The organism is Mycoplasma sp. 394 (genome assembly GCF_054353895.1).
This window is the reverse complement of the sequence record NZ_JBTHHL010000005.1, coordinates 1-15,698: the sequence shown is the minus strand read 5'-3', so window position 1 is coordinate 15,698 and position 15,698 is coordinate 1. Positions and strand designations below refer to the sequence as shown.

Sequence of the window (15,698 nt, the reverse complement as noted above, 5' to 3'; positions counted from 1 at the left end):
AATTTTAATAATCAATTTGAGACGGTATTTGTTATAACTGTGTTAAATTTTAAAAAATTATGAAAAATCACAGTAGAGTTGAACAAGAAATGAAAGAAATTAAATCAAAAGCTAATGAATGAATTTTTTGTTGATTTACCAGAAAATGTTAAAAATATGTTTGTTTCTTATATTAGTTCGTGAAACAATAGTAAGGATATTAAGTTTGAAAAACCTAAATTCTGCACAAGTTGTGGTTCTGTTAATATTCATAAACACGGAGCAACTAATAATATGCCGCATTATAGAGGTTATGATTGCAAGAAAAAACTTAGCGATTTTGCACAGGAACAGTTTTTGAACATTTAGGAAAAACACGCAGAGCAAAATATCCTCTGTTTTTTGATTGTCATTTAAAGAAATTATCCCCCCCCTTCTGCAACTGCAGAAATTTGTGGGATAAATTTAAAACTCCTTTTCTTTGAAGACACAAATTACTAGATTTTATAAAATCAAAGTAATATGAAAACGAATCAGTAGTGGAATAACTGAATTAGATGAAATATACTTTAATAATGTAAGAAAAGAAAATTTCAATGTTGGAATCTGAGGAAAAGCAGGAAAAAGTGGGAAATCCATGTATTTTACTTCAAAGGGGCATTAGTTAGAAAAACATTGTCTTTCTACAATAGTTGATCGAAATAGAAATATCACAATTCAATACTTAGGTGCTGGAAGATCTTCCGTTAAAAAAACTTTATAATGCTTTCAAATATAAAATTACGAATACAGAATCTATACAATTTTTAACAGATGGTGAAAATGCTTATAGTGATTTTGTTAACAAAATAGACGGTAAGCTGTTTATCGTTGAAGTAATACAAAGAAAACCAAGGATTTTTAATGATAATTTAAATTACAATATGAAAGCAAATTGAAAAACTAAATATTACATCCAAAATGTAAACATTTACCATTCAAAATTAGAGAATTGGGGAAATATTTACAAAAATGTTTCAAGCAAGAATTTAGTGAAATATATAAATTGAGTCAAGTGAGTTAGAGCAAACAAAAATAACCATTACTCTATGGTTACTACACCGAACAAATTTTAACATGCAGGTAAGAAATGTAGGATTTCTAAATTTATAAAAAATCACAATATTTAAAACATAAACCATTAATTAAAAAACTAATTTACACAAAAATTTTTATACTCAATTATTGAAACTTCTTTTTCACAGATTTTGCACATTTTCTAAGTTTTTCACAAAATTTTTTTTGAAATTTCTCCCTTTTTTATGTATAATAAGAATGTAAAAAATTAAAGAGAAATTTATTTCTTACTAAAAATAAAAGGAGCAATATGAAAAAGCAAATTAAAAAAATATTTTTATTTAGTGGTATTTTAACTACATCAGTTGCTAGTATAGCAACATTAACAACTACAAATGTATTAAAAAATCAAGAAAAACCTTGATATTTAGGATATCAAAATAATAAATTAGAAGTTCGTATAAATAAAAACGGACAACTTTTTAACTCAGTGAGGAATGTTCCTGTAAACAATAATTATGAATTAAAACTTTTATTGAATTATGAAGCAAACAATTCAGTTATGGATGAAAACTTAACCGACCAAAAAAACGATGAATTCATAGAAAACATTAAGAAATCAAATTTATATTTCAAAAGTTATCAAGCAAGCTCAATGATGCCAATAGTTTGATTCTATTTTGATAACGAAAATCAAAGAAAAGAATTTCTCAAAAGTATTATAGATAAAAAAGAAATTTATAAAGGTATTGTATTTCCAAACGAAATACAAAATATTCAATTATTTAATACAGATAATTTAGATAATGAAAAAGAAGAAGAATCAGATGTTTATTATAATCGTGATATTACAATAGATAATTCAAAAGACTTAGACATAGTAAACTTTAAAAAACAAATAGAAAGAGAAAATAGCAGATATTGAAATAAAAAAGGAAATGTTGGTGTTATAGAAGTTAATGGAAGTGTCGATTTGTTAAAATTACAAAATTTCCAGAGATATGGTATAGAATTTCAAGATACAGTTAAAAATATCGAGAAAAGTCACCATGCAAACGAAGTTTCTAATATTACAGCAGGTGAAAAAGGATATGATAGATATTCAAAACTTTTCTTTTCATCATTTACTAAAAATGCCGAATGACAAAAAACTATTGAATGAATGGTTAAAGAAAAAGGTGTAAGAGTTATAAATCATAGTTATGGTATGAAATATGATGACGAATGAACAAAATATGATGAAAATAATTTATTTTTAGATTATATTTCTAGAAAATATGGAGTTGTAAACATATTTGCATCTGGAAACGGAAATGATGAAAAAGAAAAAGAAAACGAATGATTAAACGGTTATACACTTTCACCTAATAACTTAGTAGTAGGAGCACTTGATTTTAACGAATTCACACAAAAACCTACTGAATCAATAGCAGAATATTCTAATTATTTATTACAAAATGGCTATGTTTCCACTTCTAAACCTAATGTGGTTGCTCCAGGATATTTATATAAAAGATGACATAAAAATAGTAAAGGTGAGTGAAATTATTTAGATACACTTGGTACAAGTTTTGCATCTCCCGTTGTTACAGGTCTAGTTTCAACATTATTAAGAGAAAGAGATTTCTTAAATAAGGACAAAATCAGATTACAATCAATTAAAGCGATTATAGCTGCTTCATCCAGAACTCCAAAAGTAAATAATCTTAACTACAAAGCGAATGGGTATACTCAAAAATATGGTTCTGGCATTGTAGATTTTGAAAATATGCTAGAAGCTGCAGATAATTTAGTAACTAAAGAAGTTTCGAAATCCGATAATGATTTTGTTTTATGAACTAGTTCGTTTTATGTTCCAAAAGGTAAAAAAATTAAAGGAGCAAGTTCTTGATTGTTTAATGCTGGTTTATTAGAGACACCTGAAAATTCACCAAGTTACAATGCAAATGTAAATTGATGATGGTTTTTAGGACTTTTAGGTGGTGTTATAGCTAATTCAGTTGAAGGAGCAAGATTATCAAAGGAAAAAGCAGAATGAAATAAATATCATATTAGTGAAGAAAGATTGAATTTAAAAACACTAAAACAAAAACAAGATAATAAGATGTTTTCTGATTATGATTTATATTTAGAAAAAAAAGATAGTAATGGTAATTGAAATGTAGTTAAAAGTATTACATCAAGCAGCTCTAATGATGAGTTACTTGAGTATATTACTACTGAAGCAGGATATTATAGATTAAAAGTTAAAAAATATTCAGGTGTGCTATTTGATAATTCGATCAATGATAGTTTAGCATTAACATATACAGTGCAGGAAAAATAGTATGAAGAATTTTATAAAAAAATGAGTTTTTCTTTTTTCTGCATTAACACCTTTAATTGTTGCTAGTTGTGCAAGTAGCAGTAACAAAGAATATTTTGATTATAATTTAATAAAATTTAATGGTATTGTTAGAAAATATAAAGAGCAAAATAGCATTGAAAATATTTATGAAAACTACTTCTTTTATATGTGAGAAAATAACAAAGAAAATGCTGGTGAATTTCATTCTTTATTCAGAGATAAATATGTTTTTATTAAATCAGTTGATGAACTGAATCAATTATTTTTAGATAAATTTAATTTAAATTATGTTAAGAAATATTATCAAACTTTTAAAGATAAAGTTAATTTTGATATTAATACTCTAACAGATGAAAAACTAAAACAAATGAACAAAGAAGAGTTTCAAAAGATTTATTTAAATAATGAAGATATTGATGAATTCTTTAAGACTAAAAATTTGTTAATGTATGAAACAGGAAATAAAAATTCTGGATTTTCTCAATATAACTTAGTCCCAGATTATAAAAGAGAAGATACAATGCATCATTTATATTTTTGACTGATAAATTTAGAGCAATTAGGTGTTAAATACAAAGCTGAAGAAAGTTCACAAAAAACCCGTATAACTATGAATGTAAAATATATTAATAAATCTAAGGCTATCACTGTTAATAAGAATCCAAGCGATCAGCAAGTAAGGGATCTTTTTGAATATTTATGAAACGAAATAAGTTTAGCAACTTCAGATGTCTAATAATTTAACATAAAGCATACATACAAGAAAGTATAAAACCAGCAGTTTTTAACTTTGAATCGTCATAGCAAATTGCTGTGGCAATTTTTAATTTAAATTTGTTTGCGTTTTTTATTCATTATATCGTTTCACTTTACTCTTGAGAATACTTAATAGTTTTCATAAGTTGTTTTTGAATAACCTCTACAATCTCAACATTCAGATTTTAAGTTTGAAAATAAGTAATCTATTTCTCTGTTGTCTAAATAAAAATTTTTAATTTATTTATCTTAGTCATTTCGAAACTGCTTTTTCATATTTTTTACATATTTTCAAAATTTTTTACTATATTTTAAATTATTTTTTTAATTTCTCCTTTTTTATGTAAAATAAAAAAAGTAAGAAATTGAAAAGAAATTTATTTCTTACAAAAAAACACAAAAAGGAGTAAATATGAAAAAGCAAATTAAAAAAATATTTTTATTTAGTAGTATTTTAACTACATCAGTTGCTAGTATAGTAACATTAACAGCTACAAATGTGTTAAAAAATCAAGAAAAACCTTGATATTTAGGATATCAAAGCAATAAATTAGAAGTTCGTATAAACAAAAACGGACAACTATTTAATTCTGTGAGGAATGTTCCTGTAAACAATAATTATGAATTAAAACTTTTATTAAATTATGAAGCAAACAATTCAGTTATGGATGAAAATTTAACCGTCCAAAAAAATAATAAATTCATAGAAAACATTAAAAAATCAAATTTATATTTCAAAGGCTATCAAACAAGCTCGATGATGCCGATAGTTTGATTCTATTTTGATAACGAAAATCAAAGAAAAGAATTTGTCAAAAATATTATAGAAAAAAAAGAAATTTATAAGGGTATTTTATTTCCAAATGAAATACAAAATCTACAATTTTCTACCAACAGTTCAGATAAAGAAGAAGAAATTGATTGAGATGTTTATTATAATCGTGATATTATAATAGATAATTCAAAAGACTTAGATATAGTAAACTTTAAAAAACAAATACAAAGAGAAAATAGCAGATATCGAAATAAAAAAGGAAATGTTGGTGTTATAGAAGTAAAAGGAAAAATCGATACAACAAAATTACAAAACTTTCAAAGGTATGGTGTTGAATTACAAGATATTGATAAAAAGATTAAACTAAGTCATCATGCAAACGAAGTTTCAAATATCGCAGCAGGTGAAAAAGGATATGATAGATATTCAAAACTTTATTTTTCAGCATTTATTGATAATTATGAATGACAAAGTGCTATTGAATGAATGGTTAAAGAAAAAGGAGTAAGAATTATAAACCATAGTTATGGTATGAAATATGATAATTGATGAACCACATATGATGAAAATAATTTATTTTTAGATTATATTTCTAGAAAATATGGAGTTGTTAATATCTTTTCATCCGGAAATGGAAATGATCAAAAAGAAAAAGAAAACGAATGGGTAGATGGGTATGCACTTTCACCTAATAACTTAATAGTAGGGGCACTTGATTTTAACGAATTCACACAAAAACCTACTGAATCAATAGCAGAATATTCTAATTATTTATTACAAAACGGCTATGTTTCCACTTCTAAACCTAATGTTGTTGCTCCAGGGTATTTATATAAAAGATGGCATAAAAATAGCAAAGGTGAGTGAAATTATTTAGATACACTTGGTACAAGTTTTGCATCCCCTGTTGTTACAGGTTTAGTTTCAACATTATTAAGAGAAAGAGATTTCTTAAATAAGGACAAAATCAGATTACAATCAATAAAAGCGATTATAGGTGCTTCATCCAGAACTCCAAAAGTAAATAATCTTAACTACAAAGCGAATGGATATACTCAAAAATATGGTTCTGGTATTGTAGATTTTGAAAATATGTTAGAAGCTGCAGATAATTTAGTAACTAAAGAAATTTCAAAATCTGATAATGATTTTGTTTTATGAACTAGTTCGTTTTATGTTCCAAAAGGTAAAAAAATTAAAGGAGCAAGTTCTTGATTGTTTAATGCTGGTTTATTAGAGACACCTGAAAATTCACCAAGTTACAATGCAAATGTAAATTGATGATGGTTTTTAGGGTTTTTAGGTGGTGTTATAGCTAATTCAGTTGAAGGAGCAAGATTATCAAAGGAAAAAGCAGAATGAAATAAATATCATATTAGTGAAGAAAGATTGAATTTAAAAACACTAAAACAAAAACAAGATAATAAGATGTTTTCTGATTATGATTTATATTTAGAAAAAAAAGATAGTAATGGTAATTGAAATATAGTTAAAAGTATTACATCAAGCAGCTCTAATGATGAGTTACTTGAGTATATTACTACTGAAGCAGGATATTATAGATTAAAAGTTAAAAAATATTCAGGTGTGCTATTTGATAATTCGATCAATGATAGTTTAGCATTAACATATACAGTGCAGGAAAAATAGTATGAAGAATTTTATAAAAAAATGAGTTTTTCTTTTTTCTGCATTAGCGCCTTTAATTGTTGTTAGTTGTGCAAATAACTCAAACAACAAAGAATATTTTTATAACGATTTAGAATACTTTACCGGGGTTGTGTTAGAATATAAAAGGCAAAATTCTATTAAAAATATTGAAGAAAATTATTTTTATTATATGTGAGAAAATAACAAAGAAAGTGCTGGTGAATTTCAACCTTTGTTCAAAGATAAATATGTTTTTATTAAATCAGTAGAAGAACTTAATAAATTATTTTTAAATAAATTTAACTTAGATTATGTTAAGAAATATTATCAAACATTTAAAAATAAAGTTGATTTTGACATTAATACTCTAACAGCCGAAAAACTAAAACAAATGAACAAAGTAGAGTTTCAAAAGATTTATCTAAGAAATCAAGATGTTAATGAATTCTTTAAGACTAAGAATTTGTTAATGTATGAAACAGGTAATGAAAATTCTGTAATTTCACAATATAATTTAGTTCCAGATTACAAAAGTAACAATACAGCAAATTTACATTTTTGGCTTATCAATTTAGAACAATTAGGTGTTAAATATGATAACAAAAACAGTTTGCAAAAAACACATATAACTATGAATGTAAAATATATTGATAAATCCATGACTATCACTGTTAATAAAAATCCAAGTAATCAACAGGTAAAAAATCTTTATGAATATTTGCGAAAATACACAACTTTAGCAACTTCAGATGTTTAATAATTTAACATAAAAACAAACAAGCAAGAAAGTATAAAACCAGCAGTTTTTAACTTTGAATCGTCATAACAAATTGCTGTGGCAATTTTGAATTTAAATTTGTAAAGCAAGACAAAAAGATTAACAACTAATTGTGTTAATCTTTTTGTCTTGCTTTACCATCTTTTTAAAAAATAGTCGCACAATTAAAATTCATAAAAATTTAAAAAAATTGTTTGGGTTTTTAAAAAAATCCTGTATTATATTATCAGTAGCAATAGCAAGTGGGATCACCTGATACCATTCCGAACTCAGTAGTTAAGCCACTTTACGCCGACGATAGCCCAACGGTGAAAATAGGAAGCTGCTTTTTTTATACCTTTTGAGCAGCTTCCGAAAGGAAATATATGAAAACATTTAAAATTTGAAATAATGATAAAAAGCAAGAAGTTTTAGAATATCTTTATAAAAAAGACCCGATTCAATATTTATTTTTAATCTCTGATATCGAACAATACGGTTTACAAAATCAAAATATTAAAACTTTTGTTTTATATAACAAAAAAATAGAAGCAATTTTTTTAATGTTTTATTCTAATTTAGTTGTGTTATTTGATACTGATGCTATAAATATAAATGAATTTTTGAAAATATTAAATAATGAAGACATTCAAAACCTAATTATTGATACAAATTTTTATAACTTTTTAAATAAACATAAACTTATTGATTCGCTGGATTATATAGTAGAAAAAGAACAGATTGCTAAGTTAGATGTAAATATTTTTAACATGCAGACAAAAGACTTTTTAGCTAAATCTAACCCAGTAACTGAAACTGACATCATAGAAGTTATCAATTCTAAAAAGCAAATTAAGGAATGAGGTAATGTTAGTGGGCATACTTTAGATGTAGAATATTTAACTAATGAATTAAAAAGTGGATATTATCAAGCATTCATAATTAAAGATGAACAAATGGTTATATCACATGCTTCTATAAGTGCTAAAAACAAACAAGTTGCTATGATTGGTGGAGTATATACATTAAACCAATATCGCCGTCAAGGACTTGCTTATGATTGTGTAATTAATTTAATTAGAAAACTTATTTATCAGAACCTAACACCTGTTTTATTCTTCAGCAATCCTGTTGCTGCTAAGATGTATTATAAACTTGGTTTTAAAGACTATGGACAATTATTTGTATTGCATAAATAAAAGCACCACAATGGTGCTTATTTTATTTTTCTATCTTAATTTTGACACTTGGACCCATTGATGCTGAAACGGTAAGATTTAACATATATGTTCCTTTAACAGCAGCAGGTTTAAGTTTTTTAATTAAGTTAATCAAGGTTTTTGCATTTTCAACTAATGCTTGTGTTGACATACTTGATTTACCGATTAATGAATGCACGATTCCAGCTTTATCAGTACGGTAATTAGCTTTTCCTTTTTTAAGTTCTTCAACAGCTTTTTCAGGTGTAGGAGTAACAGTTCCGGTTTTAGGATTAGGCATTAAACCTTTTGGTCCTAAAACTTTTCCATATTTACCTAATAAAGGCATCATTGTAGGGTCAGCAACCATAACATCAAAGTCAAAATCACTTTCTTTAATCTTTTGTTCAAGAGCAGGACCATCTAAAACAATATCTGCTCCAGCATCTTTAGATAATTTTTGTTTTTCTACATTATTTGTAGCAACAAGAACTTTAACAGTTTTACCTGTTCCGTTTGGTAATAATACTGCACCTCTAAGTTGTTGGTCAGCTTTACGAACATCTAAGTTTAAATTAAATGCTAAGTCGATTGAAGCATCGAATTTAGCATATGAAGTTTTTTTAGCTAATTCAATCGCTTCTGACAAATCATAAGCAATAGTTCTATCAAATGATTCGCGAGCATTTTTTAGGTTTTTTGAAATTCTTTTTGCCATTATTCTGCTCCTTCTTCTGCTTTATCATCTGAGTGTGTATGCACTTCTATAGCTTGACCTTTAGTTTCATTTAATTTAGTTTGTGCCTCAACAAGAGCGGCCTCTTTTGCGGCAGCAGCAGATGCAGCCTTTGCAGCAGCTTTTGCTTCAGCCTTTGCTTTAAAGATATCATCATAACCTTCAACCAAAACACCCATTTGTTTTGCTGTTCCAGCAACTGTTGCCATTGCAGCATGGATATCATTGGTATTTAAGTCAGGAAGTTTGTATTCTGCAATTTCTTTAAGTTGTTCTTTTGTAATTGTTCCAACAATAGTTGTTTTAGAGTTTTTTGAGCCTGATTTTAATTTTGCTGCTTGCATAATTTTATATGAAGCAGGTGCTGTATAAAGTTTAAATTCAAAACTTTTATCTTTATATACTGTAATTTTTACAGGAACTGGTTCATCGCCTCTGTCTCTGGTTGCATCGTTAAATGCTCTGGTAAATTCAGGCATATTAACACCAACTCCAGCTAATGCTGGACCTGGTTTAGCTTTACCGGCTAAAAATTGAAGTTTAGCAACACGGTGTATTTCTTTTTTTGCCATTTTAAAATCCTTTCGATAATTGTGGTCTGCGATTTAATAATCTCCCACTTGTGACAATTAATAAATTGCTTTTTAATTATATTAAAAAAGTTTTTTTTCAAAAACCTTTTTATAAATATTATTACTCTATACACAAGAGATAAAAGTTATTCAAAGTCTATCATTTCAAATTTATCAGGATGACTTTGAATTTCTTTTTGTAATTTATATTTGAATGAATTTGGATTATTTTCACTTTCATATCCTAAGTAATCATAATCATATGAATTCAATAATCCAAATCCGTATCCATTATCACCAAGATTTTGCATAAACAATGCTACCATATTCATATCTTCATCGAAAACTAAACTACCCGACGCACCTGATGTTAAATCATACTTGTTATTAGGTAAATCATTTAAAATAAAACTTCTAAAATTTCCATATTTAGCAAACTCAGGTACCTGTTGGTTAATTACAATATCATCAATTCGATTAATAATGTGTTCACGGTATCTTAGCCCACTATTTCCTGCATGTGAATCTTGAGGAAAAGAACTAAGATAAAATTTTACATAATTATCTGCACTTAGATATTTTGCTTGCTTACTTAGTTTTAAGTTAGGTAATTTTTTTCAGTTGTTCAAATAATTTAATACTTTTAAATCATTTGAATTTTTAGCTCTTTTTATCAGCTGTGCAATATCAATAATATTTATTGAAATGTCTGCTTCATTTAAATTACCTTGTCCATAAGGATCAGAAACCAACTTACCTTGTTTATTATATTGATTAGTTGCTTGTCAAAAGTTCAAAACAAAATCATTTCTTTCAACATCGATTGATATATCATTTGCTCAACTATTTACTTTATTATCATTAAAATCAGGGATTAATAATTTTTGTGGTATTCGAGGATTACCCCAATTATTATTAAGGATGTCACTAACATGTCTGTTAGTGATAAAGTAATACCTTTGATCATTTATATTAGTAGGTTTAACCTTAGCAATCATAGTAGAAGTTCCACCACCTAATACAAATACTCTTGCTTTAATCTTATCAAACATTGCATTTTGCTTATTAATTATCCGTTTACCACTATATACCATATCTTTTGGATTATATGCTAAACCATTTGATGCTAATTTTGCATATAAATCATCTGTATGATAATCTTCAGATAATGAAAAATTCATGTCATCATTTTGGTTTGCTAAATAAGTAATTTCAGTTATTGTGGAAAATTTATCAAACATATCTTTATTTACATCATCAAAACTAAATGATTTTGTGTTTTGAGGTTGCAAAACAACTTTTATCTTATCATTATCAAGGCTTGTAGCATATGAATAACCATTTATATTACCCTGAATCAACTTATCTTTAAGAAGTTCTTCTAAATCTATATCAATAACAATTGGTTGACTCTGAGTCTGTGTGTACATCTGATTTAGTATCTTGATAAATGTAAATCTAATTTTTCTTTTTGAAAAAGGTTTATTCAAAAAGTTTTTAATTTCTTTTTTAAAAATAAGATTATTATTTTGGATTTTAAGTTCATTATTTTTTATATGTGAAAGCATTATTTGATGTTTTAAAACATTAATACTATCATTATTCTTCAAATGCACTTTTAAATCAGGAACATAAGAAAAAACTGATTTTCTAGGATTTTCATCCATATTTGGATAAAATCACTTAGGAAAATCACTATAGACTTGCCCTTGTGAAGTTATATATGTAAGAACTTTTTGCATCTCTGTTCTAAAGTAATTTGATACTATATTAATATTATGTTCACTATTTTCTAATATAACAGAGTTAGGAAAAGAAGATTTATCAAAAATTTGTTTTGGGTTGTTTATATCACCTGGATATGTTAAATTAGAACTAGAATCAATTTTTTCTGTTGGAGAAAATTGATATTCTGTATTTGGTTTTTGACTTTCTTTTTTCTCAGATTCGATTGGTTTTTGTTCATTATCTGGTTTTTGTGAATCCTTGTCTTTATCAGGCTCTGTTATTTCTGATTTTCCTAGTTGCTCATTGTTATCAGGATCGATGGGTTTTTTTGTTTCAACAGGTTTTTGTTCTGGACTTTGCTTTGGTTGCTGTGGTGTTTGTGGTTGGGTCTCGTCTGGTTTTGGTGCTTCTTTTTTTGCAGGTGGTTCAGTAGGTTTAGGTGTACTTGGAGGTTTATCTTTACCTATAATTTCTATTGGGTTCGATGGTTGCTGCAAAATTATTCCTTTATTTGGATCATGCACTTTTTGTGTGTTTTCAGGTTTATGGGTCACATTACTCTGACAAGAAACATAAAGCACCGATGACGATACTAAAATTATGCTTAATAAAGATTTAATTTTCATTAACGTTTTGTCCTTGAGTAATAATATGTATTAAGCAATGAATTAACTTTATCATCAACCCCTCATAATCTTGCATGGATGATATTTTTATCACTTTCATCTACTTCATAGATTTTTACTGCTTTAACATCATAGGTATTATCATCCGATACAAAATAATTTCTACGAATTAACTTATAATCAAGTTGAGTAGATGGAGTATAGTTAATTAAATTAAAATTAGTTACATTTGGATACTTTTCTGATAAAACCTCAAAAAACTTAGGTGCCATATCTTCATCGATAATCATATGCGAAAACCAATAACCCATTGTATTCAAAACTTCTTCTGTTTCTTCTTTAACTTGTGATTTTTTATAATTTTCATCATCTTTTTGCTTTATATTGAAATAAAATTGCTCAAAAAACTCTTTGAATAATGGATCATTGAATTTTTTAGCAGCTAAATCACGAAAATTTTGCAAGTCTGCATCATCAAGTTGATCATGTTCCAATGTTTTCTTATAAACTTCAATTAATTCATTTTTGAAATTGTTAAAAATTGTTGTTGGATCTGAACTAAATTTATATTCTTTATTATTTTTTTCAAGTTCTTCTGCTGCCGCTAAAAACACATCGCGCATTTCAGAAGTGAGATATTCATCATACATATCAATAATATTTTTGTTAGTATTAATGTTATTTAAATGTGCATAAAAAGCATGTGAAAGATTATGATACAAAGTCTTTTCAGTTGGTTTGGAAATAGTTTCTGAAACAACTAAACCATCTACTAATAAGATGTTTTCACGAAATTTTATTGCTTCTACTGTTCCATCATCAACAGTTACATTTTTTTCAGCTAATTTACCATCTTTATATTTATTAAAGGTAAATCCATTATCAGCTGCATAATAAGTATCCAAAGCATCTCCGTTATACATAATAGCTGAATTTACATTACCGTTTTTTGTATTTAATAACGCTTGCACAATGGCTTGTCCATCTCCGTTAAATGACAATGTATTTGATGTATCAGTAATATTTTGTCCAGTAGATTTATTAACCATCTCTACAAAACTATTAACTATTCTTTCATAATTATCTAAATCTACCTTACCACTATGTGGTGTAAGTTTTGTTGCTTTTTTAGGAAAATAATAAGAAGAACCATACAAAAGTTCAGCACGCACCGCATCGGTTAACACCATATGTTGATACCCATTTTTAAAAGCTGTATTTATTAAGTTAAATAAAGAATTAGGTTTCAAATATTCGGAATATAAATGTGTATCTTCTTTTTGTGGGTCAACAAATTTAGATGTGTTTTTGGGATCTTTTGCTTGCTGAAGTAATTCATCACGATTTTTTTGAAAATCTTCATCAGTTAGTAATTTTCCAAAAGTTTGATTTGTTGGTTTACCACTTTGTTTATGCTTTGCATAAGCAAAAACTGCATCTTGGATATAATAAGGAACAAAATATTGTCATAAATGCTTTTGTGGTCTATCAATATCCTTTAATTCTTCATCATAACTAGCAAGGTGATTAAAAACTATCGGTGTATAAATTTCCTGTAATTTCTTTTTTAATTGGTTTTCGGTTTTTATCATCTGATTTGGGTCACTTATTTCAAGTAATTGGTTAAAATCTATTGGTTTAATTAATCCTTTTTTAATTAAACCAATTGCTTGAAAGTCGCTTCCGATTCCTGCAACGGCTTTATGGTTATTTAATGCAATAGTAAAGTCTTGAATTTCATTAAATTCCTTATAATCAAAGTCTTTATTAATAAGGTCTCGATTAACATCATCGATATATGATTTATAGTTAAAAAATGCTGGTTTAAATGGTGATTCTACCTTTGCAGCAACTACTGCTGCAACTGCAATTCCTACTGCAATCGCTCCTGAACCGAGCAATCATCTTTTGGTGTATTTACTACTAAAAATGTTTCTATTTCTTTCCATCACTTCCTTGAGTTATTTTTTATAAAATTATTTTATTAAATTCTGAAAATTCAAAAGAAAAAAAATAAAAAAAGCTCGGATATCCAAACTTCTTTTAGCATCATAAGCCGTGTTCTGTTCCTTAAAAAAGGTGCTGATAATTTATCTAACATAAAATATGTTTTGCTTGCTAATTCATTTATTAACTTACAATTCCCCTACCAAATTTGGGTTTCTAGTTCATGGAGTTTACCGCGTTTCACAATTCTCGTCTCTGTGGCACTAGTCGTCTAAGCTTAAACTTATTAGGTTTAACATGATCACTACTAACATCGCAGTTAGTACTAGCACGGACTTTCCTCTACTTTTTAAAGCAGCTATCAGCTAATGCAAATGATATTATATATCAATTTATGTGTATTAAATAAATTATTTTGCTTTCATAAAGCAAAATGAATACTTATAAAATTTATATTTTATAATTATGTTTTTTATAAAAGATAGATATAATTTATAGGATTTTTCAAAATTATAGAAAAAGGGAGGTTTGTTTGGCTAACATTAAATCTAAGATCAAAAGCATTGTCAAGATGGAAAAAGCTCGTCAAAGAAATGCTGCAATGAAATCTAGAGTTAAAACCGCAATCCGTAAAGCTCGTGAAGCAGTTTTAGCAGCAGACGAAAAGGCAGCAGTATTAGTTGCACAAGCTCACCAAGTAATTGCTAGAGCAGTTACCAAAGGTGTTTTCCATAAAAATAAAGGTGCTAGAAAACACTCACGTTTAGATCAATTCGTTAATAAGACAAAAGAATCTAAATAAACTTTGACAAGCTAAGGCTTGTTTTTTTAAACCTTTATTCACAACTTTATTCACATTTTGATGAATAATTTGTAGTTTCAATTACTTTTAGAAAAATAATTTATAATATAAAAATAAAGGTGGTAGAAATGATTAAAAAAATACCGAAGATTAGGTTTAAAGAATTTAATGAAGAGTGGAATTATGAAGTTTTAGGGAATCTTGTTGATAAACAAAAAAGTGATTTGAAAGTTTCAGAAATAAAAACTGATGGAAATGTAGATATTTATGGTATTGATGGAAAAATAGGAAAAAGTTTTTTGAGAGAAACTTTTAATGAAGATATTGTAATCATATCAAAAGACGGTTCAGTTGGTAAATTACAAATATTACCTAAAAATTCTTGATTTACATCAACATTAGAAGGAATTTTCATAAAAGAAAAATCATTAATTAATAACAATTTTCTTTATCTAGTTTTAAATAATATTAAATTTGACGAATTTGTTGTTGGAACAAGTATCCCACATTTATATTTTAATGATTATAAGAATCTTAATATTTTCTTGCCTTCTTTAAATGAACAAAAAAAGATATCAAAATTAGTTTTTTCGTTAGATTCATTTATAAAACTAATTCAGCAAAAACTCGATTTTTTTTATTGTGTAAAGCAAACTTTTTTATCAAAAATGTTCCCTGATCAAAATTCAAAATTTCCTAATATTCGTTTCTCTGAATTTACTCACGCTTGAGAACAGGAGGTTCTGGAATCGCTCTTTGATTCATATG

The 15,698-nt window shown here is 26.9% G+C and carries 13 protein-coding genes, 1 rRNA gene and 1 other RNA gene; 10 read left to right on the top strand and 5 right to left on the bottom strand.

Going from position 1 to position 15,698, the window contains the following annotated elements; all coding sequences use genetic code 4:
- Positions 1–114: 114 nt before the first annotated feature.
- From ACXYRQ_RS02410 to ACXYRQ_RS02375, 8 genes are all read left to right on the top strand, one after another.
- Positions 115–348 (top strand): hypothetical protein, encoded by a 234-nt coding sequence (locus tag ACXYRQ_RS02410; RefSeq protein ID WP_458597680.1) that lies wholly within the window; start codon positions 115–117, stop codon positions 346–348.
- Positions 349–707: 359 nt separating this feature from the next.
- Entirely contained in the window at positions 708–1,094 is a 387-nt protein-coding gene (locus tag ACXYRQ_RS02405) for a hypothetical protein (RefSeq protein WP_458597682.1), read from the top strand.
- Between the two features lie 251 nt (positions 1,095–1,345).
- Positions 1,346–3,361, top strand: a complete 2,016-nt coding sequence (locus ACXYRQ_RS02400) for a S8 family serine peptidase (protein ID WP_458614702.1) — start codon at positions 1,346–1,348, stop codon at positions 3,359–3,361.
- A gap of 1 nt (position 3,362) precedes the next feature.
- Positions 3,363–4,118, top strand: coding sequence for a hypothetical protein (locus ACXYRQ_RS02395; RefSeq protein WP_458614701.1), 756 nt, complete (start codon positions 3,363–3,365; stop codon positions 4,116–4,118).
- 432 nt (positions 4,119–4,550) lie between these two features.
- A complete protein-coding gene (locus tag ACXYRQ_RS02390) occupies positions 4,551–6,563 on the top strand; it encodes a S8 family serine peptidase (protein WP_458614700.1) in 2,013 nt (670 codons plus the stop codon).
- A gap of 1 nt (position 6,564) precedes the next feature.
- Positions 6,565–7,320: a hypothetical protein gene (locus ACXYRQ_RS02385; protein WP_458614699.1), complete on the top strand. Its 756-nt coding sequence runs from the start codon at positions 6,565–6,567 to the stop codon at positions 7,318–7,320.
- Between the two features lie 246 nt (positions 7,321–7,566).
- Positions 7,567–7,672, top strand: a 5S ribosomal RNA gene (rrf, locus tag ACXYRQ_RS02380).
- Between the two features lie 34 nt (positions 7,673–7,706).
- On the top strand, positions 7,707–8,519 hold the full coding sequence (locus ACXYRQ_RS02375) for a GNAT family N-acetyltransferase (protein WP_458614697.1): 813 nt from the start codon (positions 7,707–7,709) through the stop codon (positions 8,517–8,519).
- Positions 8,520–8,541: 22 nt separating this feature from the next.
- Here ACXYRQ_RS02375 and rplA read toward each other — a convergent pair whose 3' ends face one another.
- The 5 genes from rplA to rnpB all read right to left on the bottom strand — a co-directional run bounded on the left by rplA (position 8,542) and on the right by rnpB (position 14,501).
- Complete coding sequence (gene rplA / locus ACXYRQ_RS02370) at positions 8,542–9,237, bottom strand: 50S ribosomal protein L1 (protein ID WP_458614696.1); 696 nt, start codon at positions 9,235–9,237, stop codon at positions 8,542–8,544.
- Positions 9,237–9,827 (bottom strand): 50S ribosomal protein L11, encoded by a 591-nt coding sequence (rplK, locus tag ACXYRQ_RS02365; RefSeq protein WP_435128655.1) that lies wholly within the window; start codon positions 9,825–9,827, stop codon positions 9,237–9,239. Before rplK ends, rplA begins: the two co-directional genes overlap by 1 nt.
- Before the next feature lie 146 nt (positions 9,828–9,973).
- Positions 9,974–12,181, bottom strand: a complete 2,208-nt coding sequence (locus ACXYRQ_RS02360; protein ID WP_458614695.1) for a hypothetical protein — start codon at positions 12,179–12,181, stop codon at positions 9,974–9,976.
- On the bottom strand, positions 12,181–14,130 hold the full coding sequence (locus tag ACXYRQ_RS02355; protein ID WP_458614694.1) for a type 2 periplasmic-binding domain-containing protein: 1,950 nt from the start codon (positions 14,128–14,130) through the stop codon (positions 12,181–12,183). The genes ACXYRQ_RS02360 and ACXYRQ_RS02355 overlap by 1 nt, the downstream gene beginning before the upstream one ends.
- A 99-nt stretch (positions 14,131–14,229) precedes the next feature.
- An RNA gene (rnpB, locus tag ACXYRQ_RS02350) (RNase P RNA component class B) lies at positions 14,230–14,501 on the bottom strand.
- 159 nt (positions 14,502–14,660) lie between these two features.
- Between rnpB and rpsT the strand changes: the two genes are divergently transcribed.
- Together rpsT and ACXYRQ_RS02340 are read left to right on the top strand one after the other, a co-directional pair.
- Positions 14,661–14,930, top strand: coding sequence for a 30S ribosomal protein S20 (gene rpsT / locus ACXYRQ_RS02345; RefSeq protein WP_458598167.1), 270 nt, complete (start codon positions 14,661–14,663; stop codon positions 14,928–14,930).
- A gap of 128 nt (positions 14,931–15,058) precedes the next feature.
- Positions 15,059–15,698 (top strand): restriction endonuclease subunit S (locus ACXYRQ_RS02340; protein ID WP_458614693.1); only part of this gene is annotated, 640 nt, incomplete at its 3' end.